21 protein-coding genes and 1 pseudogene are annotated in these 25782 nt (G+C 33.6%); 10 read left to right on the top strand and 12 right to left on the bottom strand.

Translation table 11 applies throughout. From position 1 onward, the window contains the following. Positions 1 to 114 precede the first annotated feature (114 nt). Positions 115 to 2766 carry a preprotein translocase subunit SecA gene (secA, locus tag OPR37_RS01885; RefSeq protein WP_264376958.1) on the top strand — a complete coding sequence of 884 codons (2652 nt, stop codon included), beginning with the start codon at positions 115 to 117 and terminating at the stop codon, positions 2764 to 2766. 105 nt (positions 2767 to 2871) lie between these two features. Here secA and OPR37_RS01880 read toward each other — a convergent pair. Continuing rightward, a pseudogene (locus OPR37_RS01880) lies at positions 2872 to 3572 on the bottom strand (IS6 family transposase). A gap of 181 nt (positions 3573 to 3753) precedes the next feature. Beyond that, positions 3754 to 5709 (bottom strand): NAD-dependent DNA ligase LigA, encoded by a 1956-nt coding sequence (gene ligA / locus OPR37_RS01875; protein WP_265016868.1) that lies wholly within the window; start codon positions 5707 to 5709, stop codon positions 3754 to 3756. A gap of 154 nt (positions 5710 to 5863) precedes the next feature. On the opposite strand from ligA, the gene OPR37_RS01870 reads away from it, so the two are divergent. After that, positions 5864 to 6664: a hypothetical protein gene (locus OPR37_RS01870; RefSeq protein ID WP_264684970.1), complete on the top strand. Its 801-nt coding sequence runs from the start codon at positions 5864 to 5866 to the stop codon at positions 6662 to 6664. Between the two features lie 352 nt (positions 6665 to 7016). On the opposite strand, the gene pyrE is transcribed toward OPR37_RS01870, so the two are convergent. The 4 genes from pyrE to hemC all read right to left on the bottom strand — a co-directional run bounded on the left by pyrE (position 7017) and on the right by hemC (position 10609). After that, complete coding sequence (gene pyrE / locus OPR37_RS01865; protein WP_264684969.1) at positions 7017 to 7607, bottom strand: orotate phosphoribosyltransferase; 591 nt, start codon at positions 7605 to 7607, stop codon at positions 7017 to 7019. A gap of 1 nt (position 7608) precedes the next feature. Further along, a complete protein-coding gene (locus OPR37_RS01860) occupies positions 7609 to 8787 on the bottom strand; it encodes a dicarboxylate/amino acid:cation symporter (protein WP_264684968.1) in 1179 nt (392 codons plus the stop codon). A 68-nt stretch (positions 8788 to 8855) separates the two neighbouring features. After that, the gene (murB, locus tag OPR37_RS01855) at positions 8856 to 9740 is read right to left on the bottom strand and encodes a UDP-N-acetylmuramate dehydrogenase (RefSeq protein WP_213863766.1); all 885 of its coding nucleotides are present in this window, start codon (positions 9738 to 9740) and stop codon (positions 8856 to 8858) included. Further along, positions 9731 to 10609, bottom strand: a complete 879-nt coding sequence (gene hemC, locus OPR37_RS01850) for a hydroxymethylbilane synthase (protein ID WP_213863767.1) — start codon at positions 10607 to 10609, stop codon at positions 9731 to 9733. The genes murB and hemC overlap by 10 nt, the downstream gene beginning before the upstream one ends. Before the next feature lie 119 nt (positions 10610 to 10728). On the opposite strand from hemC, the gene OPR37_RS01845 reads away from it, so the two are divergent. Together OPR37_RS01845 and secD are read left to right on the top strand one after the other, a co-directional pair. Beyond that, on the top strand, positions 10729 to 11103 hold the full coding sequence (locus OPR37_RS01845) for a hypothetical protein (protein WP_007301917.1): 375 nt from the start codon (positions 10729 to 10731) through the stop codon (positions 11101 to 11103). A 72-nt stretch (positions 11104 to 11175) separates the two neighbouring features. Then, positions 11176 to 12690, top strand: a complete 1515-nt coding sequence (gene secD / locus OPR37_RS01840; protein ID WP_012481842.1) for a protein translocase subunit SecD — start codon at positions 11176 to 11178, stop codon at positions 12688 to 12690. Positions 12691 to 12969: 279 nt separating this feature from the next. Here the strand turns inward: secD and OPR37_RS01835 are convergent, their stop codons facing one another. The 3 genes from OPR37_RS01835 to OPR37_RS01825 all read right to left on the bottom strand — a co-directional run bounded on the left by OPR37_RS01835 (position 12970) and on the right by OPR37_RS01825 (position 15944). Further along, the gene (locus OPR37_RS01835; protein ID WP_052265030.1) at positions 12970 to 13884 is read right to left on the bottom strand and encodes an outer membrane protein; all 915 of its coding nucleotides are present in this window, start codon (positions 13882 to 13884) and stop codon (positions 12970 to 12972) included. A 59-nt stretch (positions 13885 to 13943) separates the two neighbouring features. Continuing rightward, positions 13944 to 15170 carry a tRNA (N(6)-L-threonylcarbamoyladenosine(37)-C(2))-methylthiotransferase MtaB gene (mtaB, locus tag OPR37_RS01830; protein WP_007301920.1) on the bottom strand — a complete coding sequence of 409 codons (1227 nt, stop codon included), beginning with the start codon at positions 15168 to 15170 and terminating at the stop codon, positions 13944 to 13946. Between the two features lie 219 nt (positions 15171 to 15389). After that, complete coding sequence (locus tag OPR37_RS01825) at positions 15390 to 15944, bottom strand: hypothetical protein (RefSeq protein WP_265016867.1); 555 nt, start codon at positions 15942 to 15944, stop codon at positions 15390 to 15392. Positions 15945 to 16307: 363 nt separating this feature from the next. Here OPR37_RS01825 and OPR37_RS01820 point away from each other — a divergent pair, with 363 nt between their 5' ends. Then, positions 16308 to 16556, top strand: a complete 249-nt coding sequence (locus tag OPR37_RS01820; protein WP_007301923.1) for a hypothetical protein — start codon at positions 16308 to 16310, stop codon at positions 16554 to 16556. 372 nt (positions 16557 to 16928) lie between these two features. Here the strand turns inward: OPR37_RS01820 and OPR37_RS01815 are convergent, their stop codons facing one another. Further along, positions 16929 to 17882: a hypothetical protein gene (locus tag OPR37_RS01815; protein WP_264684967.1), complete on the bottom strand. Its 954-nt coding sequence runs from the start codon at positions 17880 to 17882 to the stop codon at positions 16929 to 16931. A 144-nt stretch (positions 17883 to 18026) separates the two neighbouring features. Here OPR37_RS01815 and recG point away from each other — a divergent pair, with 144 nt between their 5' ends. Continuing rightward, positions 18027 to 20066: an ATP-dependent DNA helicase RecG gene (recG, locus tag OPR37_RS01810; protein WP_052265032.1), complete on the top strand. Its 2040-nt coding sequence runs from the start codon at positions 18027 to 18029 to the stop codon at positions 20064 to 20066. A 329-nt stretch (positions 20067 to 20395) separates the two neighbouring features. Then, positions 20396 to 20584 carry a hypothetical protein gene (locus tag OPR37_RS01805; RefSeq protein ID WP_007301926.1) on the top strand — a complete coding sequence of 63 codons (189 nt, stop codon included), beginning with the start codon at positions 20396 to 20398 and terminating at the stop codon, positions 20582 to 20584. Positions 20585 to 20796: 212 nt separating this feature from the next. Here the strand turns inward: OPR37_RS01805 and ykgO are convergent, their stop codons facing one another. Then, positions 20797 to 20925 carry a type B 50S ribosomal protein L36 gene (gene ykgO, locus OPR37_RS01800; protein WP_006015378.1) on the bottom strand — a complete coding sequence of 43 codons (129 nt, stop codon included), beginning with the start codon at positions 20923 to 20925 and terminating at the stop codon, positions 20797 to 20799. A gap of 61 nt (positions 20926 to 20986) precedes the next feature. Further along, the gene (locus OPR37_RS01795) at positions 20987 to 21805 is read right to left on the bottom strand and encodes a pyruvate, water dikinase regulatory protein (RefSeq protein ID WP_265016866.1); all 819 of its coding nucleotides are present in this window, start codon (positions 21803 to 21805) and stop codon (positions 20987 to 20989) included. 142 nt (positions 21806 to 21947) lie between these two features. Between OPR37_RS01795 and ccmC the strand changes: the two genes are divergently transcribed. The 3 genes from ccmC (at position 21948) to OPR37_RS01780 (ending at position 25569) form a co-directional block, all read left to right on the top strand. Then, entirely contained in the window at positions 21948 to 22658 is a 711-nt protein-coding gene (ccmC, locus tag OPR37_RS01790) for a heme ABC transporter permease CcmC (RefSeq protein ID WP_265016865.1), read from the top strand. A 300-nt stretch (positions 22659 to 22958) separates the two neighbouring features. After that, positions 22959 to 23555, top strand: coding sequence for a hypothetical protein (locus OPR37_RS01785; protein ID WP_264684966.1), 597 nt, complete (start codon positions 22959 to 22961; stop codon positions 23553 to 23555). Between the two features lie 562 nt (positions 23556 to 24117). Continuing rightward, a complete protein-coding gene (locus tag OPR37_RS01780; RefSeq protein WP_264684965.1) occupies positions 24118 to 25569 on the top strand; it encodes a type II secretion system protein GspD in 1452 nt (483 codons plus the stop codon). The last annotated feature ends 213 nt before the right edge of the window (positions 25570 to 25782 follow it).

Raw genomic sequence — 25782 nt, 5'->3', positions numbered from 1 at the left:
TGCGACAGAACCGAATCTTTTCCTTAGTTTGTAAATAAAGATTTTCTGAATCTAATTGCCGCAGGTTACGTTTAGTAATATAATCTCATATTAAATAAAACTTTACCTAAGTTTATGCCAGACTCTACGTTAGTTTTAACAACTATTCTTATATTCTTCATCTTTACGTTGTCACTTTTTTTTATAAAAAGGATATTTGGATCAACGAACAAGAAGATAATAAAATCCTTCAGAAAAATTGCTCAGCAGATTAATGCGCTAGAGCAAGAAATGCAGAGCTTATCTGATGAGGATCTTGCTAGTAAAACTGCGGAATTAAAACAAGAACTGAAAAATGGAAAAACACTAAATGACCTTCTCGTACCTGCATTTGCGGTTGTACGAGAAGCATCACGAAGATTCCTTAACATGAGGCATTTCGACGTTCAGCTAATTGGTGGCATGGTTCTCCATAATGGCATGATATCAGAAATGAAAACAGGAGAAGGAAAGACACTCGTCGCAACTTTAGCTGCATATCTAAATTCTTTAGAAGGAAAAGGTGTGCACATCGTAACTGTTAACGACTATCTTGCAAAACGAGATACAGAGTGGATGAGTAAATTATATAATTCTCTTGGAGTTTCTGTTGCATTTATTACAAATAATTTGACAGACGACGAGAGAAAAAAGGCTTATAGCGCAGATATCGTATACTCAACAAATAATGAACTTGCCTTTGATTATCTACGAGATAATATGAAATTTTCTCAAGAAGATATGGTTCAGAGAGGCTTCAATTACGCGATAGTAGACGAAGTAGACTCTATACTGATTGATGAAGCGCGTACTCCGCTCATTATTTCTGGCCCACTTGAGGAAAATAATCAGATATATAAGCATATCAATAAAATAGTAATCAAATTAGTTGATTCTGACTATGAAGTCGATGAAAAGAGTAGAGCAGTGTTCCTCACTGAAAATGGCATTTCACGAGTGGAGGAATTACTAAAATCGTATAACATCATTCCTGAAAATTCCTCGCTCTATGATACTAGCAATATTATACTGACTCATTATATAGATCAAGCACTTCGTGCACATAAGCTGTTTACTGCTGATAAAGATTATATAGTGAAAAACGGTAAGGTGGTAATTATTGATGAGTTTACTGGGCGCATGATGGAAGGTAGGAGATATTCTGATGGTCTTCACCAGGCATTGGAGGCAAAGGAGAATCTTGAAATTCAGCATGAAAGTCAAACTTTAGCATCAGTCACATTTCAGAACTACTTTCGTATGTACAACAAACTTTCTGGTATGACAGGAACAGCAGTAACAGAGGCAGAGGAGTTTCATGATATATATAGATTAAATGTAGTAAAAATTCCAACTAATGTGTCTGTTAAAAGAATAGATGTTGACGATGAAATTTATGGCACAGAAAAAGAAAAATTTAGTGCTGTATTGAAGTTCATAGAAGAATGCCACAAACGCCTACAACCAGTCCTTGTTGGTACGGTAAGTATTGAAAACTCTGAAAAACTTTCTGCGCTTTTGCAAAGCTATTCTCTTAAGCATTCAGTACTAAATGCTCGTTATCATGAACAAGAAGCGTACATAATAGCGCAAGCTGGAATACCAGGCAGCATTACTATAGCAACAAACATGGCAGGACGTGGAACTGATATTCAGCTTGGTGGAAATGTTGAAATGATTGCAAAAATAGAGCTCGAGAAAATAAAAAATGCTGATGAAAGAGAAAAAAAATATCAAGAAATAGTCGAAAGAGTAAAAAAAGATAAGGAAATTGCTATAAAAGCTGGTGGCTTATGTGTTATCGGAACCGAAAGGCATGAAAGCAGGAGAATAGATGATCAACTGCGTGGCCGTTCTGGTCGTCAGGGTGACCCTGGACTTTCTAAGTTCTTTCTATCACTTGAAGATGATTTAATGAGAATATTTGGCTCTGATAGAATGAGGAATTTTTTACAAAAAGTGGGACTAAAGAACAATGAAGCTATTCATCACCCATGGATTAATAAAGCACTTGAGAAAGCACAGAAGAAAGTTGAAGTTAGAAATTATGATGTGCGGAAGTCTTTGCTAAAGTTTGATGATGTAATTAACAATCAACGTAAGGTTATTTTTAAGCAGAGAAATCATATTTTAAACAATGAAATCAATGATTTAGTTGAAGTATATAGTGAAGTAAATGAGGATATAATAGAAGGTATAGTACAAAGTGGTTATTACGAAGATTATGTTGAAGATATTGCAAAAGAATTCCACATAAGATACGGGATAACGCTTAATCTAGCAGAGTTTTTGAATAAACAAGAAGCCTTGGATTATATAAATGACAAAATACAAGAATTTTTTACTGAGAAAGAAAAATATTTCAATAGTCAACAAACTACAGATTTGTGGAATACGATAGTGAAACAAGTGATGATCATGACACTTGATCATTTATGGAGGGAGCACCTTTCGGTCTTAGAGAGCCTAAGACAAAGCATAAATTTGCGTGCCATGGGGCAAAAAGACCCACTGAATGAATTTAAACGCGAAGCTTTCTTAATGTTTGAGTCGATGCTTGAAAAGTGGAGGGAGCTTACCATTCACCGCCTAGCGCACTTTAAGTTGCTAGACAATCAAGAAATAGGCAATAGGTCACGCTCTACTAAAAATAGCAGACTTCCAAAAGTTTCAAGAAATGACAAGTGCCCTTGTAACTCTGGAAAAAAATACAAACACTGTCACGGTGCAGTTGCCGTAGTGAATTAGTTGTTGCAAGCACATTATAGCTGCTATAGCTAACCGAAGTCAGATCGGTTCTGTCGCATCTATAAATTGTGGTACAAGAAGATCGTTAAACTGGGATTATGGGAGTTATAGAGCAATTAGCATAGCAAAATTCTCAAAAGTAGAAACATTATCATTAGCCCCGATAATTTGTCTTTTTTGAATCATACGAATATTTTCTATGCCGGTAATGGTAATCTTTGCGGAGTGGAAGCTCTTAAAACCAAGCATTGGCTTTATTCGTTTTTTGATAAATCTATGATCTTGTTCGACAATATTATTTAGATATTTTATTTGAAAAACCATGATTCTACAATCTTCAGAAATTTCTGTATTCAAATCATCAAGAGCAGCAGTATTACTGCCGCTTTTATCAATTACTACTTTCTCAGGAAGGTTATTCTCTCTAAAGGCTTTACGAAAGAACGCAAGTGCCGCAGACTTGTCTCTACGAGCACACAACAGAAAGTCTACAGTATTACCAATAGTGCTCTGTATAGATAAACCCATTTGCCGTTTAATTTAACGTAGGTCTCGTCCATTCTCCAGCTACTGCCAACCTGCTTCTTCCTTTTCCTTACCGCTTCATCTATCAGTGGCACAAATCTGATAACCCACCTTTGTAACGTAGCATGATCAATTTTTGCTCCCCTTATACTCAGCATTTCTTCCAAATCTCGATAGCTCAAAGAGAATCTACATTTCATATATACAGATAACATTATTATCTCTGCTGAAAAGCTAAATCCTTTGAAATATGGCAATAATTTTGAACTAATACGAAACATCTTTGCTTTTTTTTTAGATGATCATATCACTTCTTTTCTACTTTCCTACAAATGTTACATACCAGGATTTATAGATGCGACAGAACCCAATTTATAGATGCGACAGAACCTTAAATAAGAGTCTGATATTAGTTTTCAATTCTTCTATCAGTTAATTCATTCCCGTCAGATTAAGTTGTGTTTAGCACAATCTGTTCCACTGTTCTTCATCTAAAATTTCCACACCCAATTCCATTGCTTTTTTATATTTTGAACCTGGATCTTCTCCTGCAATTAAATAGTCAGTTTTAGTAGAAAGGCTTGAACTGATCTTTGCCCCTAAAACTTTAGCTCTTACTTTTGCCTCCCCTCTGCTCATAGCACGTAGCTTACCAGTAAACACTATAATTTTGTTATTCAAAAAAGAATCGCTAGAGTTGGAGCTCACGGGAAGAATTTGCAGATATGCAGTAAGATCATTTAACATTTTAATGTTACGTTCCTGAGAAAAAAAAGATTTTAAAGATTCAGCTACTTTTTCTCCTATACCATCTATACCTACCAACTCAACATCATTTGATGACATCGAATTATACCAGTTATCATAAGATACATAATAATTTGCGAGCAATTCTGCTGCAACTTGGCCGATAAATCTGATACCCAAAGAAAATATGAACCTATCTAGAGTGATTACTCTTCTGTTTTGTATAGCACTTAATAGATTAGCTATTGACTTCTCGCCCCAACCATGATGCTCTTTTAAGGAAAACTCTTTTAATCTTTCCTCTAAAATAAAAATGTCTGGAATTTGTCTTATTAGGCTAAGATCATAAAAAAACTTTATTTGTTTTTCACCAAGGCCAACAATGTCAAATGCATCTTTTGACACAAAATGTTTTAGTTTTTCTACTATTTGAGCCTTGCAATTAAATTCTTCAGGACATCTTACTGCCACTCCTTCAATCTGCACTTTACTACCACATTCAGGACATATGTCAGGAAAAACAAATTCAGGCATATTTGTATGACGAGAACCTTCATCTACTTTGACAATTTGAGGAATTACATCTCCAGCTCTTTTAATTGTTACAACATCTCCTTCTCTTATATCTTTACGTTTTATCTCATCTTGGTTATGTAGACTTGCTCTGCTAACTAGCACTCCGCCAATATTAACTGGTACCAAATCTGCAACTGGAGTTAAAACCCCCGTTCTACCCACCTGTATAAATATTTTATTTAACTTTGTCTTCGCATAAATCGCAGAAAACTTATATGCAAGCGCTGAGCGTGGCGCTCTGTGTGTACTTCCCAGACGACTTTGTAGCACCAAATCATTCACTTTATAGACTATCCCATCGATATCATAATCCAAGTTATAACGACAATCATAGATCTCGTTATAGAACTTTAGCATTCCATTCAAACTACTTGTTAAGGAACGATGCTCATTTACGCAAAAACCAAGTTTCTCAAGTTTTTCTAGTATCTCACTTTGACTTTTCTCTATTCCACCAATTAAAGAATAAGCAAAATATCTAAGAGGCCTTTTTGCTGTAATGTTCGCATTCAATTGCTTTAAAGAACCAGCAGCTGCATTTCGAGGATTAGCGAATTCATTATTTTCATTTAACTTTAAAAAGTCGCTGTTACTGATATATATTTCACCCCTTACTTCTAGTCTTCCTTGCACATCTTGTAAAAACTTAGGAAAGCCTTTTATTGTTGCAACATTGTGAGTTACATCCTCTCCTACAAAACCGTCACCTCGAGTTGCAGCTTTAACAAATTTCCCATCTTCATAAATTGCAGAAAATGACAATCCATCAATTTTTGGCTCACATAATATCTCTATTTCATCTGCAATTAAAAATCTCTTTATTTTAGACAAAAATTTTTCTACACCTTGTTCATCATAAGCATTCTCAAGAGAAAGCATAGGTTCTTGATGTTCCACCTTAGAAAATCTCTCATCAGGCGGAGCACCAACACTATCTTGTGTTGCATAAGCTTCTGGCTCTATTGCAGCTAACTTTTTTTTCAGTTCATCATATTCAGCATCACTTATCTCTGGCTTACTTTTTTGATAATATAAGATATTATGATAATTAATTTGATTTTGCAGTTTTTCTCTCATCTTTTCCAAGTCAGTCATGATACCAATATAATGCTCTTTGCCGTCAAGTCATGAATTTTTTCAAAAGGTACTATAAATTTATACTACTGCCCTGAAAAGCAATACTAATATTAATATAATTTTTATACTTGTATATTAATGTTAGTATAGTTTTTAAATTAAGGAGTACATTATGAAAGAATACAATTACAAAAATTGGAACGATCAACCAAGTTACGACACACAGAATACAGTATGGAAAGTACACAGGAACCAGCCACAAAATTCAGAAGGTCAATTGAGTTCTGAAACTTTAGCATATGGTGTGAGTGGTAAATTAGGAGAATGGTTGGGCATAGATAAAGCAGCAAAAAAAGCAGCAGAACAAGTAATATCTAAAATGGGTAACGATTTAAAACTAGAAGCTAGAAAAGCAGCTCAAGATGAAGTAAAAAAAATAGAAGGAAAAATGCTAACTTTAGCTGAAGAGAAAGCTAACAAAATAGCTACCGAAAAAGCTAATCAAATAGAAAAAAAAATATCGACTTCAATTGATAAAACAGTAAAGTCAGTAGAAGCAAATGCTGAAAAAGCAGCAAAAAATGCAGCTGAAAAAGCAGTGAAAAAAGTAGGACCAGAAGTTGCAGATTTGCTAAAGCCAGAAATAAAAACTCAGGTAGAAGAAGAAGTAAAAAAATATACTGAAGAAAAGATTGAAAGCCTTATCAAACCTGAGATCACAAGCAAAATAGGTGATTTTCTCACTGAACAAAGTGAAGAATCAAGCAAATTTCTAGAATATGAAATGAATAAGTTAATCGAAAATGCACATAGGGATTTGGATACAAGAATAGACAAGATTGAATGCGAACTCATAGAAGCAAAATCTGAGGTTTTAAAAACTGCTGCAAATAGTTTCAATGAGAGTGCAGAATTATTGTCTCTTATGGCAAAAAATGAAACATGTGCAAACCAAGATTTAGTGTATTTTTAGTTATAACAGGGTTTTTATGGGCAAAATTCATAAAAACCTTAGCTAAATCAAGAGAAAAGTATTTGTCAAGTTGCATGGCTACTGTGCAAAATATTGAAGCAAAAAGGTTTCATCCCAGTGCTTCCTACCTTGTCATCCCAGTGCTCAGACACTGGGATCCATTGTTCCTTTCTGGATTCCATCGTCACGCGCTGGAATGACACCTATTATTGTTTTACTTTATATCTTTATTTGTCTATCTTATTTTGCCATTCTGCTGAACGAATACAGGGAAAATAAACTGTAATATCTAACTTTGGTGAAAAAAATATAACACGTAAAAGTTACTGAACCACTTGAGCCATATATAGAATTACTTTGTTAAATATTCTCTACTTCCAGGTTTCATTATAGGTAATTGTTTTAATTCACTTGGCAGTTCTTTCTCGCTATAGTTTTGAATGTTTAGTTCAATCAAAGATATAACAGAAAAAGGTAGTTTTGTCTCACTACTTCTCTTTATCAAAGAAGCTTCAGCAACAACTTTACCTCCCTTCTCTTCTCCACATTTTACTGCTTCAAGTGAAGATTTACCTGTGGTAATCACATCTTCAATTAGTAAGATTTTCTCACCTTGTTTAATCTCAAATCCACGGCGTAATTCAAATTTACCATTAACACGTTCGCAAAATATTGTTCGGATTCCAAGCTGTCTACCAATCTCATAACCCACAATTATTCCACCAATTGCAGGAGATAGTATTAAGTCTATGGGTTCAACAAGCTCTTTTCTTATTTTATTTGCCAATAGCTCACAAACCTTCATTGCTCTGCTTGGATTTTCAAAAATTTTAGCGCATTGTATGTAAGTGTTGCTGTGCAGCCCTGACGAGAGTACAAAATGTCCGTGCAAAACCGCACCAGCCTCTTCAAACTCTTTTATTATCGGATTGTCTAGTATCATTCTAAGTTTTACATTCTTTATTAATTATCTGCGTTACACAGACATCAGACCAAACATTTATTGCAGTTTCAAACATATCAATGATTGTATAAATAGGTAAAATCAGCCCCATAATGTACAAAGGAACGTTCATTGATACCAAATAACTAGTTGCCATAAAATAGCACCCCATCGGCACTCCAGCGTTGCCAATTGCAGCTCCTGTAGCTAAGAAAATCCATATGAACATCTCACTTAAGGAAAATGTGTGCCCATTCATCTCCGCAACAAACATCACTGTGATTAAAATAAATGCAGCACACGCATTCATATTGATAGTTGTACATATTGGTAGAATAAAAGATGACAATTTCTTTGGCACTTTTAGCTGATTTTGCACACAGTCTATGGTTGTCGGTAGTGTCGCACTGGATGATTTAGAAAAAAATGCCAGTATGAGTGCCGGCATAACACCTTTCATCGTTTGAATTGGTGATATACCTTTATACCACATGAGTAGTGGCAAAATCACAAATGCTTGCACGAAATTTGCAGACATTATGCAAGCAAAATACCAAAAAAGACTATGGAATTCGCTGCCACCTTTTAACTCGTATAAAAAACATGTGATAAAAGACCATACAGCAAGAGGAATAAACTTTAACAACCCTTGAGCAATTTTAAGAAGTGTATCAAACAGTGCAGAGAATATTTGGTGTAATATATCCTGTTTTTCTTTTGAGAGCGAAATAATAGCTCCACCCATCAAAAAAGCAATCAATATGCTGCCAATAACGTTATTTTCAAGAAAAACTTGCACAAAATTTGATGGAATGAGTGATTTTAAGTATGAGAAGTAATTGTGGTTGCTGTCACTCACACTTTCTATTGTGTTACTTATGAAATTTTTTCTTACTGGATCTATGAATAAATAGAAAGATAGCGCAACAAATGCAGCTATAATGGTTGTAAGCAGCGTATAAAACAGCGTCTTCTTAAGTAATACTTTAATTTCAATTGAGTCTTTAAGCCCTGAAATTGTGGATACGATAGATAGAAAAACCAAAGGTAAACTGATTAATTTCAACAAACTGATGAATATATCACTAAATAGCTTTGCTACTTCAAATATCACTTCATTATTTAAATAGTAAGCGACAACTGCAAACAGTATAGAAAAGAATATTGCAAGTTTGCGCATTGAAAATAAAACCTCAAAATAATATTATACAATAATTTTTGGAATTAGGTTAAGATAATCAGCAGCAGCTATCTACCTAACACTCTTATCTCCCACTCAAGTTCAATGTTAAATTTATCTTTTACTGCATCTTGTACTCTGTTGCCAAGGTTTTCTAAGTCAAGTGCAGTTGCATTATTGTAATTGAGTAGAAAATTACAATGTTTCTTAGAAATTTTAGCTCTACCGTTACTTAATCCTCGGCAGCCAGACTCATCAATCAGTTTCCATGCCTTGCAGCCTATTGGATTTTTGAATATACAACCAGCAGTTTTTCCTCTTACTGGTTGACTTTTATTTTTTTTATCAATAACTTCTTTCAATCTTTGCAATATAAGCTCATACTCTGAACTTACTCCTTTAAATTCAGCTTCAATAAAAATCCACCTGCCTTTTAGACTATGTCCACGATAAAAATATCCCATTTCTTCGCTGGAGAATTCATATAAATTTCCATCTTCTAGATTCACTGCCCTTATAAATTTTACAACACTCGCAATATCACTACCATATGCACCTGCATTCATCTCTACCCCACCGCCAACTGTTCCTGGAATTCCAGCAAGAAACTCAAGCCCACTAATTTGCTGTTCTCCGGCAAAGTATGCAAGGTTACTAAGCAGTGCAGCACCACCTGCAACTATGGAGCTATTATCTTTACATTTAATATACGCAAATTCCTTACCTAATTTCACCGTTATTCCTCGAATGCCACTATCTTGCACTATTATGTTGGATGTTGCACCGATAACGCTAATTGGTAACTCCGCATCTTTTATCAAGCACATTAGATCTTCAATGTCACGTGGCTTAAATAGTACATCAGCTTGGCCACCAACATTTAACCAAGTCATTTTAGACATTAAAACATTATAACGGTAGATTCCACATACTTTAGGTAAGCTTATAAGCATTTTGATTTTAACTCTAATCCTGCATCCATACCCATTTTTTCTGCATCTTCTACAAACGAAGTGCGTTCAGTAAAGTATATAACTCTCTCGCCCGCTAACATACAATAAAGATGTAGCATGTTTTCACTCACATATTCTGCTAAAGCTGCAAGCGGCGTAAAGCATGAACCATTTACTGTCTTCATGAAACTGCGCTCTGATTTTGCCCTTATAAAAGACATATTATTATTAATTTTCTCTAAAAGATCGATAACTTTTATATCATTCTTTCGGCATTGAATGCAAATTGCCCCCTGCCCTACTGCGCTTAACATGACTTTTGGTGGCAATACCTCTGTAATTAAGTAATATTTTTTTAATCTTATCAGCCCTGCTTCAGCTAAAATCATTCCATCAAAATTCTGATTTTGCAGTCTAGTTGTCACATTTCCACGCAGTGGCACTACATTTAAGTCTGGCCTGAGATTTAACAGCTGAACTTTTCTTCTTATTGAAGAAGTTGCAATTGTAGCCTGCTGTGGCAAAGTTTTTAGGCTCTTATATTTATGAGAAATAAATACATCACATGGACTTAGCCTCTCTAAAACACAAGGAATTGTTAAGTCCTTCGAGAAAAACGCAGGTACATCTTTTAGCGAATGAACCGCCATATCTATATTATTTTTGAGTAATTCAGCCTCAATCTCCCTGAGGAACAGTCCTTTACCTCCTATTTCAGCAAGATTTACATTAACATACTTATCACCAGAAGTTTTGATTTTAATGATCTCAACGGATAGATTAGGAAAAGACTCTAATAATCTTTGTTTTGCTTCCAAAGCTTGGATGAGCGCAAGGTCGCTTCCTCTCGTACCTATTTTAACTAGCATATATCCTTCATATTATATGTCTATATTCTATGCCCATTTTTTATTATCTCCAATTTAGTTATTGAACATTTTACAATTAGCCCTTAGTATCACGAACATTTAGTAATCTAGGAGTATGTATGTTTGATATTTTAAAAGATTCTAATGGCAGATTTAATAAAAAGAATATTTTACCTCTTGTATGTACTACTGTCGCTATTATTCTAACAGCATTAAGTGCAGTAGTAGCAATTCCCAGATTTTCCTCTCATCCTTCTCTATCTAGTCCTCTCGGTTGGAAAGATCCAAGTTATAGTGAATTTCTTGCTATTCACATACCAGCTACCATAGTTACTTTCTCAATACTTGGTTTATGCATTTACCTTCCGATTGATAGCATTAGAAAAAATAAACAAATAGAGAATCTTAAAGCTACCTCTGAACCTCATTCATGGATTTATAATGATATTTTAGAAAAACAAACGCAGACCATCAATTATAGATCAGGGCTTTAGGCGGTCCTAATCTTTTAGGTGCTTGTGATTAGCAACTATTCGGTCTACAATGCACTAATATAGTTTAAATTTATGCCAAACAAGATAATAGTTAAATCTCTTTCAGTGTTACTAATTTTTTTGCTGTCCTTATATATAATACTGCCAAATTTTATTGATAATAAGTTCTTTACCTCAAAAAAGAGAATAAATTTAGGGCTTGACCTGAAAGGTGGATCATCTCTGCTTCTAAATGTAGACTTAGATTTTTACTTCAAAGAGAAACTAAGCATGCTAACCGATGAAATAAAAGAAGGTCTGTTAACACAAAAGATTGAATTTAGCGCAAAAAACGATAAACAAGTGGTTGTAACTTTAAATAATATTGATGATTACAAAAAAGTTTCAACGTTAATACATAAAATAAACCCAAATTTAGAATTGAGTAGAAAAAATACTGCAATTTTCATTTCATATAAACCGCATTATAAGAATTCATTAATCAATGAAGTAGTTTCAGAGTCAATAGTTAATGTTCAAAGACGCTTAGATAAGCTTGGTACTAAGGAAGTAAGTGTGCAAAAACAAGGACAAAATAAGATATTAGTCCAAGTTCCTGGAGTAGAAGACACTCAGCAGATAAAATCTCTGCTTGGCAAAACAGCCAAGCTGGCCTTCCATTTGGCAAACACCAATGTAGCTAAAATGCAAGATATCGATCATGACACTACGATTATGCTCAAGGATTCTTTGGGTAATTCCTACCCGATATTCCGCAAAACTGAAATAGGCGGTGATTCATTAGTTAACGCATCAGTTAGATTTGGCAATTTAGGTAAACCAACAGTACATTTCAAATTCGACAGCATAGCAAGTAAAAAATTTGCAAAAATTACTAAAGAAAATGTAGGAAAGCCTTTTGCAATTGTTTTAGATAACACAGTCTTAACTGTACCAACAATACGTGAACCTATTCTAAATGGAGAGGGAGAAATTAGCGGTAATTTCACTGAAAAACAAGCGAGTGAACTTGCAATACTTTTAAAATCAGGTGCACTACCTGCACCACTTAAAATAATTGAAGAAAAAAACATTGGTCCAAGCCTTGGAGAAGAGTCAATAAAAGCAGGAGAAATTGCAGCAATAATCTCTATCATAGCCGTTGGTTTATCTATAATCATTACTTACGGCAAATTAGGCTTATTAGCGTCTGTTGCACTCGTTTTTAATGTAATCTCTATACTACTCATTCTTACCTTACTTGAAGCAACTCTTACTCTCCCTGGAATTGCTGGAATTGCGCTAACTGTTGGCATGTCAGTGGATGCAAATGTTTTAATATTTGAACGCATCCGCGAAGAAATAAGAGCAGGAAAAAGAACAGCTCGTGCCATTGAAGAAGGATTTAAAAACGCAATAAAAACAATTCTTGATTCAAACCTCACTACACTAATTGCTTCAGGAATAATGTTCATTATTGGTAGCGGAGCAATTAGAGGATTTTCTATCACTTTATCGATAGGAGTTTTATGCTCGATGTTTTCTGCAATTATAGTCACAAAACTTCTGATAGAATTGTGCATCAACCCACAAAAGCTAGTACTTTAGTATCTGTTCAGCAGAGTGACAAAATAAGATAGACGAGAAAAGACAACTAAATGGTTGTCATGAAAGTAGCTATCCAGTCTTTTCGTCGTCAAAAACGTTGTAACATGCTCACCAATTTAGTGAGCATAAAACCAATATATTTGTGGAAGAAAAGGAAAAAAGAAACAGAAACCATCTTCAGGCTATCACAAAGGATATGGCCATAAGATTAAAGATATGGATAGATTTATCAAATTTCTGAATGGAAATCAGGATATTAGAATTGAAAAGATATTATTACTAAAAATTAAACATCAAACCAACTTCAATATTATGAGTGGATATATCGTCTGCAATAGGTGTTGGAATATTAAAGTAACGATAGCCGAGAAAGGTTTTAACTTCTGGAATTACTGAGTAATCAACACCAAGCTTTATTTGATAAACAAGCCAAGGAACATTCAGTGGCATTAAATTTTTAGATGATTTATCAATCCTTTTTAATCTAAAAACTGTTGATCCTATACCAAGACCAATATACGGAGCAAATTGAGTATTTTGAACATTAGGGTTATAGTAAAAATTTAATAAGAATGCAGATACACTTGCTGATTTATCAAATACCGGAGGAGAGTTACTATCTTCAATATTGACTTTAGAATACATGGTCTCAAAATCAACTCGGCCATTTTCTCCAGCATAGTAACCTACAGATATGCTGCTAAGCCACTGAAAATCAATTTTACCGTTAAATTTTTTTATGTTTTTAATTTCATCTCCTAAGAATAGGTCTAAAAGAAAACCACCATAACGGCCCTCAGCTAAAGCAAGAATTCTTTTTCCTATTGCACGTATACCCTCCACAAATACTTCTGAGCTATCAGAATATATCTTACCACCATTAGCACTAACATAGAAATCAAGTTTTTTTGATTTTTCCTTTGTAGGTTCAGCTTGATCTGCAATACTTGGCCATATATTTTTCTGATTAGCTACTTGGAAAACAGAAGGTGAACTACTTTCAAGTTCTTGACATTTTATTGGCACTTCTTTTTCAGTAACTTCTTCAGAATGTATCACACTTTCATTATTGTCCGTTTCTAATTTTAAGGGCTGCACTTGCTCAATGTGTGTATTGTTACTGATATAAGTAATAAAAAAATAGACACACGGAACGAAGATGAAAAATAAAGCAATAGATATTCTAATTATCATAAATGAATTATCACTTATAGTATAACTACTATATCATATATTCCTTTAATGTACAAAAATTAAGAAATAATATTTCCAATTAAACAATTATTTTCTATTCCTTTAACATGAGCTTTCACAATACTTTTAGCTTGAACTCTTGATGTAAGTTTTATTAATGCAAAATTTTCTGTTCTACCAATATTATTCTGCTCAACCAAAACGCTTTGCTCAGTGCCGAGCAAAGATTGATAAAAACTGCTCATCATTTCTTTATTTATTTCTCTTAGATGCTTTACTCGTTCTTTACGTACATTCTCTGATATTTGTGGCATCCGTGCAGCAGGTGTGTTTTTCCGCTCTGAATATGGAAAAGCATGTAGATAAACTACATTTATTTTTTTCAGTAAATCAACTGTATCCTGAAACATTTCATCAGTTTCTGTTGGAAATCCAGCAATAATATCAGCGCCAAATGCTATATTAGGTCTTAAGCTCTTCATTTTATGACAAAATTCTATCACTTGTTCTCTATTGTGACGACGTTTCATTCTCTTTAGTATTAAATTATTACCAGACTGTAGACTCAAGTGTAAGTGAGGCATAAGTCTTGACTCATTAGCTATTAAATCCATTAGTTCATCATCAACTTCAGCAACATCAATAGAGGAAAGTCTTAGTCTCTTTAACTGTGGTATATCCTTTAAAACTCTCCTAACCATCGAACCAAGTGATTGCTTACCAAACAAATCTGTACCAAAGTCAGTAATATCAACACCTGTAAACACCACTTCTTGATACCCATTTTCTATAAAAATCTTAATTTGCTCTATAATATTGTTTACTGGCACAGATCGATTATTTCCTCTTGCCTCAGTAATTGAGCAAAATGTACAACTATGATTACAACCATTTTGAATTTCAATAAATGCCCTTGATTTATCTTCAAATCCATTAATGAGAATAGGTTCTACTTGGTTATCACTGACTAAGATTTCATCATTATTTAGTAGATAATTTTCAGCTCTTAGCTTGTCTTGATTACCTAGCACTTTACTTACACCAGGAATATCACTATATGATTTAGGATCTAATTGAACGGCACAGCCAACTACGATAATTTCTTTACTTGGGTCGTTTTTATAGATCTTACGTATTTTTTGCTTCACTTGGCGTTCTGCTTCGTTTGTCACTGCACAGCTATGCACTACAACAACATTTTCTCTCTTTGCTTTTTTTAATGCTTCTTTGATTAACTCACTCTCGTAGAAATTTAGACGACAACCAAATGTTATTACTTCATTCATGCTTTTGCTTTAATAGATCTAAATTATATCAAATATCCAAGCAAAATGACTATTTTTTTGGTAGATATTATAATTTAAGCATAACCTCTAGAGTTGAAAATCACAGGAAGAATTTGTAGATATACAGTAAGATCATTTAGCATTAAAAAAAGCTTAAGGCCAATGATGTTAACCTCAAGCGAATATAAACCAAAAAACATTTTGCTAAACCTTGAAGCTCTACCATGCAAATTCATCTATATCATTTGGTACATAAGTGTCAGAATAAGTTTCATCCAAACTTTCTGCTTTCCATGGAAGCCATGAAGAAGGTTTTATCTTCTCTAAAACTTTACCTGGTATTGATGTTATCTCTTGCTTTACGTCTTCTTTTAATTTTTCTATTTGTAACCGAGCAAAATCTTCCACGCGAACCATGAGTTTATCTGTTAGCTCTTTTATCATGTCTTGATTTTGTTCTGCAACTTTCTTTGTAATAGGTACGACAATTTTACTTATAATCTCCGTTCCTAATGGAACAACGATTTGCTTTGCAACCTGATCACTAACAGGTTTAATAAGGTAATCTGCTATACTCTTTGCTGTATCTCCAGTCAGATTTGTTACTTTTTTTAAACTATCACCAATAATACCATAGTTTTTTTGGTACATCATATCTTCATCAGCAACTTCATATCTTCCTAAATCATCATACATTCCCATTTGTTGGTGAGACAATCCATTTGCATCAGATACATATCCGTATTTATTAAGTGAATTGGAATTAGACCGCATAACATTCTCCTAATTATTTATATATGCCTATTTTAGTATGAAACAACTAACAAAACATTAACTTTTAAGAACTCTTCTCAATTAATACATCAATAAAGGTAAGACCATATAATTTTCTCCTTTCTTGATACTATTCTCCTCCGAACTTAGTTCACACAGTTATTCAGACACTTCTGAATTTACCACCCCAAATTCCACTGCTTTTTTATATTTTGACTAGGTCTTCTCCTACAATTAGATAATCAGTACTCTTATCTGAAATGTACCATATAACTACACCAAGCTACAAATATGACACAAGAGTTTAGATTATTTTAGTTATTCTCTTGTATAAGATACTCTTTATATCAAAAAGAGGACCATATGAGTGAAGCAACTTTTTCTGAAAAAAATCAGCTTTCTAGAGAAGACATAGCAGAGTTAACAGAACTTATGTGTCTTGAACGAAGTGAAGTAAGTGAAAGTGGAACAGGGCTATTAGAACTTATAGCTGAACAGGAGCAAATACTTGAGGATTTAGGAATAGAATCAAAAGAGCTTTTATGTTCTCAGCATACAGGAATGTATGAGAACCTTAGTCAGCCCTATTCTACGGATCTCGAGGTTTTATAGCAGATATATAGATTATCATTATTATTGATACCTACTCAAGAGTTGCTATGGCAAACAGAGAAAACTGCAATTACTGCCGCTAATCTTTTTAATATATCTTTCTTTGATGGTGCTATTATCGCGCATTTTGACTGATATGGGCTATGATAAACCAGAAAATCACAGCTATATTTAGGAATTGAGACAAGGCCTCATTTAGGTAAATATTGCTATGCAGACTTTTCTTGATAGCAAGCATATTGCTTTTTAGAAAAATATTAGTAGCATCAAACATAGAGATTGATATTAGTTTTTCTGTCAGATTAAGTTGCGTCTAGTACAACTGACTATGCAAATAAGCTAACAGAACTTGAGATATTTTAATTGTTAGTTTTAGAGTGTATTTTCGTGTTCATTGCTATGAATGGGTGGCTGCACACTTTCCAGATGGCTATTCACTTCGATTGAATCGCCTAAATCATGTTCTATTTTTAATTTAAATCCTAACTTCTCGCAGAATTTATAGAAATATTCTTTAATAATATCAAATAAACTTATGCCATCAGTTTTATAATCTCTCAATTTTCGAGGCACAGTAAGTGACAATTTGCCATCTTTATATATCACATCATCTTTCCCATCTTGAGATTCAAGTGTAAATTCCAGTGAGCTGGATAGATCACATACCTTATCACCGAATTGACCATTACTCTCGTGGAAGAATATAGGTAGTTTCATATCAGACCTAATACTCACATTATTTTGGTTAACATAATCAATATTTATAACTTTTTCAGGGGAAGATACTATAAGTGAATATTGTTCAAGCGCAATTTGAGATTCTATAGATACAATAGCTTCATACCCTGCCTGATTACAATTGGTAACCAATTCCTCTAAGATAGAGTCACTTGGAACCTGAGCGTTGGCATATTCAAATATTTCCTTAAAAACTTCTTTTGCAAATGCACGATAACTCTTGTTTTTATCTCCTTCTTTCGGTAATAGATGCGTGTGTTCTTTGCCTAAATCGTAAAATCTTTTAATCTCTTCTTTATATTGATCAGTTTTTTTATCACTAGGGATTTCCGGATCTTCACAATATTCTTCCCAAATCTTATCAAATCCTTCCTTATTTCTGTTTACCAGCGCTTTAATTAAGATTTTGTCTATATTTCTGTCTTTAATAACAAAGTCCATTCTGTCAAAATCTTTATATATAGCTTCACCAGAATTTGCTGCTTTATTATCTCTTGGAGCTCTTAACTTACTGAAATCAAACTTTTCTGCCTGAGCTTTTAGTGTAACGACTGGATTTTCATTTTTTTCCTGTGTAGAGTTGTTCATTGTTAATACTTTGATATGAATTGCTGATAGTATAATAATACATAAAAATAGTTAATATGTCAATAATATACTTAACATAGACAGTCATAATAGGGTGACAGGATTTTAGTAAGGCTCTATTATGAATAAACGGTTTTACACAGTATGAATGTTGATGAGCAGTCAAGTGTGCTGACTTTTCTAAATAGTAAAATTGAGAATATACCAAAGTTTCATTCCGCAATATTGCCTAAACTTTGCGGTGGAGACAGAGTAATGGACTTGCTGTTTTATAGGCCGCTCAGTTATGTGGATAGAAGTAAATCACTACCTGATGCTCAAGTAGGAGAATTTACAACTTTTATGGCAAAAGTGTATGAGCACCAGCGCCCCACTGTTAGAGGTAGGCCATATAAAATAATCGTTGAAAGTGAAAGTCAGTATTTATTTATAGTTTTTTTTAATTACTCAGTTAAATATTTGTATAAATTATTTCCAGTTGGAACAGATATAGTAATCAGTGGTAAACTTGAAAAGTTTGCCGAACATTGGCAAATTACTCACCCAGATTATATGTTATCTGATATCAATCAATTTAAAGAAATAGCCTGCATAGAGCCAGTTTACCAATTATGTCGCGGTATTACTAACAAGAGCATTAGAAACATAATAAGTTCTAATCTAAAAGATTTGCCTGATTTGCCAGAGTGGATAGATGAAACATTAATCAAGCAAAAGAAATGGCTGAATTGGAAAGAAAGCATCATAAGATTGCACAGACCGAGCTCACTCGCAGAAGCAGAAGTTTGCAGAGAAAGACTTGCTTATGATGAGCTATTTGCGTACCAGTTGGCACTAAAGCTTGCAAGGGAAAATCATGTAAAAAAAGAGGGAAAAGAATTTATAATATTGAGTAAATACAAAGAGCAGGTCTTAAATGAATTACCGTTCCAATTAACAAATGATCAAATTCGAGCGATAGATGAAATCTCAGAAAGACAAAAATCCAGATACCGCATGGTAAGTCTGCTGCAAGGTGACGTTGGGAGTGGCAAAACTGTAGTTGCACTCTTTGCGATGCTGAATGTGGTAGAAAATAACATGCAAGCAGCTCTAATGGCACCAACTACTATCTTGGCTGAGCAACATTATAATTGGATCGAAGAAGCTCTATCTTGTACTGATATAAAAGTTGCTTTGCTTACCGGTAAAACTGCGCGCAAGGAAAGAAAGATTATTATGAACGAACTTGCAAGTGGTATTTTAAATATAGTAATTGGTACTCATGCATTATTTCAAGCTAACGTTACATTTAAAAATTTAGGACTCGCAGTCATAGACGAACAACAGCGATTTGGAGTGATACAGAGGAATCGGTTGGTAGGAAAAGGAGAAAATACCGATATACTTTTTGTTACTGCAACTCCCATTCCAAGAACCTTGCAGCAAGCTATGTATGGTGATGTTGAATGTTCTATTTTAAGGGAAAAACCAAAATCTAGATTGCCAATAAAAACCGTTATTATGAACGTTAAAAAAGTATCAGATATTATTCAAAGACTGAAAAATGCTATAAATAGAGGCGAAAAAGCATATTGGATTTGTCCATACATAGAAGAAAACGAAGAACTCAATATTGCCGCAGCAGAAATGCGCTTTCAGGAACTACAAAAGACATTTTTTGATAGAGTCGGAATAATACACGGAAAACTAACTCAAGAGCAGAAAGATCAAGTGATGTTTTCCTTCAAGAGAAATGAATTTTCTCTGCTTGTTGCAACCACTGTGATAGAAGTTGGCATAGATGTACCAGATGCAACTATTATGATTATAGAGAATGCAGAGCAGTTCGGGTTATCGCAATTACATCAGTTAAGAGGTAGAGTAGGACGAGGAAATAAACCGTCTTTTTGTGTACTGTTATATGACAATCTCAGTAAAAGTTCGTATTCAAAGTTAAAGATTATGTGTGAGTCACAAGATGGATTTTATATTGCTGAAAAGGATATGATGCTGAGGGGTAGCGGAGATATTCTAGGCACAAAACAATCAGGGTGCATGGAGTTTAAATTTGCTGATTTATATGAGGACAGAGAATTGCTCAACCTTGCATATAATAGTGCAAAAGGTACAATAGCTAATTTTGAATTACTGCTTGATATATTTGAATATAGAAGTAGACTACATTTTTCAAAATTTCAGTAATCTTCCAAGCCATAACCTTCATGAGTAGAAATTCCTTGACAGACGGGAGTATTTAACAAACCATATGCGTCAAGTTAAGGAAAAATAAGAGTGAAGAAGAAGTTTTTACCATAAGAATAAATTGTGCAGAGTTAATAGCAGGCCCTGTAAACAAAATGTTAGCAGGTCAAATTAATCAAGGGCAGGAAGTATAAAAATGGAAAAAAAGCGGTAACTTAGCCTAATGACAATAAATATATATATAGAAGGTACCGTTTTAAAGAGCACAAAAGGAATACACAGTAAAAGCGAGAAGAAGTTGAGAATATGTATGGAAGCAGTGTGGAGAAGTGGCTGCCAATGATCAAAAATTTACCACAATTACAGAAGTATACACAAGAGGTTTAAAAGGTGATGCAAAAAGGGAATTTTGGCAAAATGACTTAAGTATGCACAACAAGATTTGCATAATTGATGATCAGATGTCATTCATGCTCAGCCTATATATAGAAAAAATTCTCAAGCTCAAGAGGGCTTAGGGTGGAACTAAAATTCATGGACTTGTTGACGCACGTAATTAATTTCTTTTTTTTAAGTTAATTAATGTTAACAAGCCACGTCTGCCTGTAATCATGTTAATACCAAAATATAATGTAAGAGAAGAAATGGGCAGTGCTATGCAACAGTTTTTGTTTCTTTCTAACCATGCTTCCATATGAAAAACATATGACATAAAAAGGAAAACAAAAAGCTAAGAACCTTGACGCGCTTTACATCTTGGCTTTACCTTATTTATAATATAAACCTTACCACCCCTTTTCACAACTTTACAATTTTTATCTCTGTTACGATGAGATTTTAGCGATCCTTTAACTTTCATATCTACAGTAAGAATAGAATTACCTTACATTATTATCACTTACAGCGAGTTAGTCAATTGATTAAATTTTATTAAAATATTGTATAATTGTTGCTGATACTTCTTCGATCGACCTTTGCGTAACATCAATAATTGGCCAGTTATTTTGCTTAAAGAACTCCTCTGCTTCTTTAATTTCCTTTTCTACTTTTCTAGGGTCAGCATATATATTATTACCTTCATTATTAATTGAAGTCAGTCTATTTTTGCGTATTTCTATTAGCCTTCTTACGTCTATTGTTACTCCTATAGTCAGTTTATTTCTTAATTTTGCTAAGTCGACGTAAAAGGGTATCTCGCTAACAAAAGGAACATTTGCAACTTTATAGCCTCGGTAAGCTAAATACATACTGGTGGGAGATTTTGATGTGCGTGAAATTCCAACCAAAATTATATCGGCTTTATCAATATCTTGAATATTTTGTCCATCATCATGATTAATGGTATAGTTTATTGCCTCAATGCGCTGAAAATACTCGTTATTTATTTCAGTATACAGGTCAAGTTTTTCATCCTTTTCAATTTCAAGATAGGATGAGATTTCTCTAATAATATGTGATAATATTGCTCGATATGGAATTTTTAACTTGATACAATTATCTTTTAGATATTTTCTGAGCCCATCATCAGTAATAGTGCATATAACAAAGTTATGCTCATCACTTTTTCTCTCAATTTCCTCCAGAATTTTATCGATCTGCTCTTCTCCTTTTACAAAAGACCAAACATATTCGATAGTTTCTACAGAACGAAAATGTTTCAGGGCTGATTTTGCAACTGATATAACAGTTTCACCACTTGAATCTGACACTAAGTGTAGGTTAAGCTTTTTAAGGGTCATCAACGTTATACTAAAAATAATAGCAAGCAATCTGCTACTGAAATTGTGCTAATTTATTATACTACGTAAATATAGAAAAACTATCTTGTTGATAAAACTCAAACTAATTGATAAATTCTTAACACAATTATTCTCAAAACAAATGTTTTTATTAAAGCCTACAAATTTCACTTCTTTTACTAAAAAAGCTCTACCTTGGCTTGGGGTTATTTGTTTCGCATGTTTTTTAATTGGAATGTTCTTAGCATTATTCTTCTCCCCAGGAGATTATAAACAAGGAGAAATCGTACGAATTATGTATCTTCATGTGCCTTCTGCATGGCTTGCTCTTGGAATATACGGACTCATTGCATCACTCAGTTTCATTTCATTGGTGTGGAACAATAGCGTTGCTAGTGTTTTGGCACATGCTGCTGCTCCTGCAGGGACAGTCTTTTCGGCAATATGCTTAATCACAGGTAGCGTCTGGGGAAAAGGAACATGGGGTACTTGGTGGGTATGGGATGCAAGGCTTACTTCAATGCTGATTTTGTTCTTTCTGTATGTTGGTTATCTTTCATTGTGGAGCGCTTTTGATAATCAAGCAAGAGCAGAGAAATCATCAGCAGTATTTGCCATTTTTAGTGCTATAAATATTCCCATAGTAAAATTTTCTGTGAATTTATGGTCTACTCTTCATCAGCCAGCAAGTATTTTTAGAAAAGGTGGAGTAGCAATAGAAGGTTCTTTACTGCTGCCACTCATTGCAATGTTTATATTTTGTACCACACTTTTTTTAGTAGTGTGGATACTTAATGCCCTTCATTTAATTAATTTGCAGAAGATAAAGAGAGAAATCAGCATGCAATATTAGGTATATAGTTCCAGAGTGTAATGTTGTGAACAGCTACGGAAATTAAAATGTAGAGCAATCATCAGCAGAGACTGAGTGGTATAAAAAATAGCTGAAGAATGTAAAAAAGGAAGTGGTACGGGCGAACCTGTTACCGATGAAGGAGAGAATGAAAATGGAGAAATTACATCTCGAAAAGTAACCTCAGATTGTTCCAAGTATGAAAATTGTGGGCCGTATTCTCATTTTTATAAAGTTGATAATAAGATAGGTTGTCAAGGTTTTAGTTCATCTGATTTACTAAAGGAATTATATCCTGAGATGTACAGTAATCCTAAGATTGCAAAATATATAGAAGAGGGAGCAAATGGTAATTATGGTGCAGTAAATTTTAAATTTGCCTTTACAGAGGATCTTAATTCAATATCCTGGCTTGGTAATATAGAATGTGAAAAATGTGTGGATGATCAAATAGAGTTAGCGTGTCAAGAAGAAGAGATTAAGAGTTTCTGTTACCCGAACGTTTACCATAGTAATCCAGAATTCAACAAAAGCTTTTTTTCCAGAGGAGCATGTCCTAATCTCTTTAGAGAGTCCAGTGAAACAAGTGTTGTAAAAGCAAAACAAGTTGCACCATTGATACTTGTTAATACCTTAGGACAAATGATAGATAAAGAGGGTAATAACACTAAAGTATACTATGATGCATTGAAGCGTTATCTAAATGATGATAGTAAAATCAAGGATTGTGGAGATAATCAAAAGTGTAAGGATTATATTCCAATTATGGAGAAAGTTGCATGGAATAGTGATAAGGAAGTACTATTAAAAACTGCTGTTAATAATACGCAAGAAGCAAATCCTTACTATTATGGAAATGAGGATAATTCTACTTTCGTTGAATTTGGTTCTATATAAGGCTGAATTTGTCTAATTCTTTCTACACTAGACACAATTTAGTCGTATCTGAACAAATACATAATCTATATAAAGAGGACGTAGGTACCATTTGTCCTTTTAAGGCATTTATGTCAATGATATGCGTAATCCATGATTTTAAACATGATGATCCTCCTAAGTAATACAAAAAAACTCAGAAAAATGTATATAGCTATGATAGAAGTTATCTATACCAATATACTTTAACTAGAGATTATAAATTAATGAAGTTGAAAAGTCTGCAGACGAAGATAGATTTCGAGCTCTAGAATATCTTCACTATCAAAATAACAAAGCTGTCAAAATTTGTCAAGTAATTTTTATCGCAACTGTACAAACATTGCACAGGACAAATTTAAAATGCTGTCTGTTCAGACGCATGTGAAACCAGTGCTTCTTTTCATCCCACTTCCATGCGGCTAAACCCTTTTCATAATCTCCTATCTATCATTTCTTAAACCACTCCCCTGAACGGATACAATTAAATACATTTTTAACATTTTTATAGAAAACTATTAGTATAGATTTGTATGCTGCCCTCATGGCTATTTTAAAATGTTTAATACTCCTTTTCATTATTTCTTGTACACATCTACCTAACAAGCAAAATTCTGTTAATATAGACAATTATAAGCACGATTATTCGTTGCAACAATATAATACTCCTTTGAAGAATAACGAACCAGCAATACCAGAAATGATACCTTTACCGGTAGAGTTTCCCGATCTTACAACCAGTAATCAGTTTCTTTCGATTAATGTTGATGAAAAAGTACCAGTAAAGGATTTACTGATTGAGATAGGAAAACTTTCTGACATTAACTTAGACATAGATCCCAAAATATCAGGTAATATTACTTTAAAGCTAAAAGATAAGAACATAAACGAAGTAATTCAGAATATAGCCAACAGCGCCAAATTGCGTTACTCAATGAATAATGGTGTAATTAGAATTGAACAAGATTTGCCATATGCACAAAATTATTACGTAGACTTCATCAATATTCAACACTCTGCTCAAAGCAATTTTGTCGTTAGTGGCAATGTTACAAGCAGCGATGCTGACAGGAATGTTAGAAAGTCTCAATATAGCAGTGACTTATGGAGTTCATTAGAAAAAGGCTTAAATGCAATAATGGATGTTAATGGAGTGGATGATGGTGAATTTCTTTCATCCAACAGAGAAGCTGGTGTCATTATTCTAAATGCTAGAAAAGATATTCACAAAGCTGTTGAAGAATATATTAATAAAGTTAAGAAATTGGCGTCTTCTCAAGTAATGATCGAGGCCAAAATAGTTGAAGTTGTATTAGACGATAAATACCTTTCTGGTATCAACTTAAATGATTTGCATAATGAAACAAAATCTATAACAAATCAAGATAGTTCCATTACTAGCCTGGTAATGAACTCTGATTTAGAAAATTTAGTAAAAACTTTAGACAAGTTTGGCACTTCAACCGTAATTTCAAGCCCTAGAGTACATGCTATAAATAATCAGCAAGCAATGATTTCATTTACTAAAAACCATATCTATTTTACTTCCGATATACAGAAAGATACCGGAAACTCCAATCATGCCTTAATTACCAAGATGAATAGCACTCCAATAGGTGTGGTGTTAATAATCCACCCAAGCATTAACATTGATACTAACGAAATATTTATGGATATACACCCAACCTTATCAAGAATTAACAATTACACTAAAGACCCAAATATAGAATATGTCGCACAACAGAATAAAATGAAATTAAATAGTGACATTCCAATTATTGAAACCAGAGAAATGCACTCTACGTTAAAAATTAAGAGCGGCGAAGTTATGGTAATTGGTGGGCTTATAGAGCATAGAAAAGATAACCAAAACTTATTGCATCAAAAGTCAAAAAAACTGGCTAAGACAGTAGAAACCGTCATCTTCCTGAAAGCAACAATCGTACCAACACTTGGTTTATTAGATATAAAAGATAGGAATTTATATATATATTAAACGTATCCGTTCAGGCAATGGCATCAACTTAAGGAAAGATGTTGGAGTTGCTATTATGATAAGAAGAGAGTATCAGAATGATAATTAAGACAGCTTAATCATAAATCTGTTGCAGTAAATTTAAGTTACTTTAGTCATATATTAAAGTTTTTAAACAGGTCTTAGTTTACTTACTTTATTGTTTTCTTTATTATCAAATATTGCTTTAAATAA

The sequence above is a fragment of the Wolbachia endosymbiont (group B) of Lycaena phlaeas genome (assembly GCF_947251875.1).
GTDB lineage: Bacteria > Pseudomonadota > Alphaproteobacteria > Rickettsiales > Anaplasmataceae > Wolbachia.
Note: the sequence above shows the minus strand (reverse complement) of the source record. Positions and strands in the feature narration are given on the sequence as shown.

Coding starts and splice junctions, on each gene's coding strand:
- murB (WP_213863766.1), bottom strand. CDS start 9,740: ATGCTTATAAGCTTACCTAAAGTATGTGGAATCTACCGTTATAATGTT.
- mtaB (WP_007301920.1), bottom strand. CDS start 15,170: ATGAATGAAGTAATAACATTTGGTTGTCGTCTAAATTTCTACGAGAGT.
- secA (WP_264376958.1), top strand. CDS start 115: ATGCCAGACTCTACGTTAGTTTTAACAACTATTCTTATATTCTTCATC.
- OPR37_RS01795 (WP_265016866.1), bottom strand. CDS start 21,805: ATGACCCTTAAAAAGCTTAACCTACACTTAGTGTCAGATTCAAGTGGT.
- OPR37_RS01820 (WP_007301923.1), top strand. CDS start 16,308: ATGAGTGAAGCAACTTTTTCTGAAAAAAATCAGCTTTCTAGAGAAGAC.
- OPR37_RS01845 (WP_007301917.1), top strand. CDS start 10,729: ATGTTTGATATTTTAAAAGATTCTAATGGCAGATTTAATAAAAAGAAT.
- OPR37_RS01835 (WP_052265030.1), bottom strand. CDS start 13,884: ATGATAATTAGAATATCTATTGCTTTATTTTTCATCTTCGTTCCGTGT.
- OPR37_RS01815 (WP_264684967.1), bottom strand. CDS start 17,882: ATGAACAACTCTACACAGGAAAAAAATGAAAATCCAGTCGTTACACTA.
- ligA (WP_265016868.1), bottom strand. CDS start 5,709: ATGACTGACTTGGAAAAGATGAGAGAAAAACTGCAAAATCAAATTAAT.
- OPR37_RS01785 (WP_264684966.1), top strand. CDS start 22,959: ATGTACAGTAATCCTAAGATTGCAAAATATATAGAAGAGGGAGCAAAT.
- ccmC (WP_265016865.1), top strand. CDS start 21,948: ATGTTTTTATTAAAGCCTACAAATTTCACTTCTTTTACTAAAAAAGCT.
- secD (WP_012481842.1), top strand. CDS start 11,176: ATGCCAAACAAGATAATAGTTAAATCTCTTTCAGTGTTACTAATTTTT.
- hemC (WP_213863767.1), bottom strand. CDS start 10,609: ATGCTAGTTAAAATAGGTACGAGAGGAAGCGACCTTGCGCTCATCCAA.
- OPR37_RS01780 (WP_264684965.1), top strand. CDS start 24,118: ATGGCTATTTTAAAATGTTTAATACTCCTTTTCATTATTTCTTGTACA.
- OPR37_RS01860 (WP_264684968.1), bottom strand. CDS start 8,787: ATGCGCAAACTTGCAATATTCTTTTCTATACTGTTTGCAGTTGTCGCT.
- OPR37_RS01870 (WP_264684970.1), top strand. CDS start 5,864: ATGAAAGAATACAATTACAAAAATTGGAACGATCAACCAAGTTACGAC.
- ykgO (WP_006015378.1), bottom strand. CDS start 20,925: ATGAAAGTTAAAGGATCGCTAAAATCTCATCGTAACAGAGATAAAAAT.
- pyrE (WP_264684969.1), bottom strand. CDS start 7,607: ATGATACTAGACAATCCGATAATAAAAGAGTTTGAAGAGGCTGGTGCG.
- OPR37_RS01825 (WP_265016867.1), bottom strand. CDS start 15,944: ATGCGGTCTAATTCCAATTCACTTAATAAATACGGATATGTATCTGAT.
- recG (WP_052265032.1), top strand. CDS start 18,027: ATGAATGTTGATGAGCAGTCAAGTGTGCTGACTTTTCTAAATAGTAAA.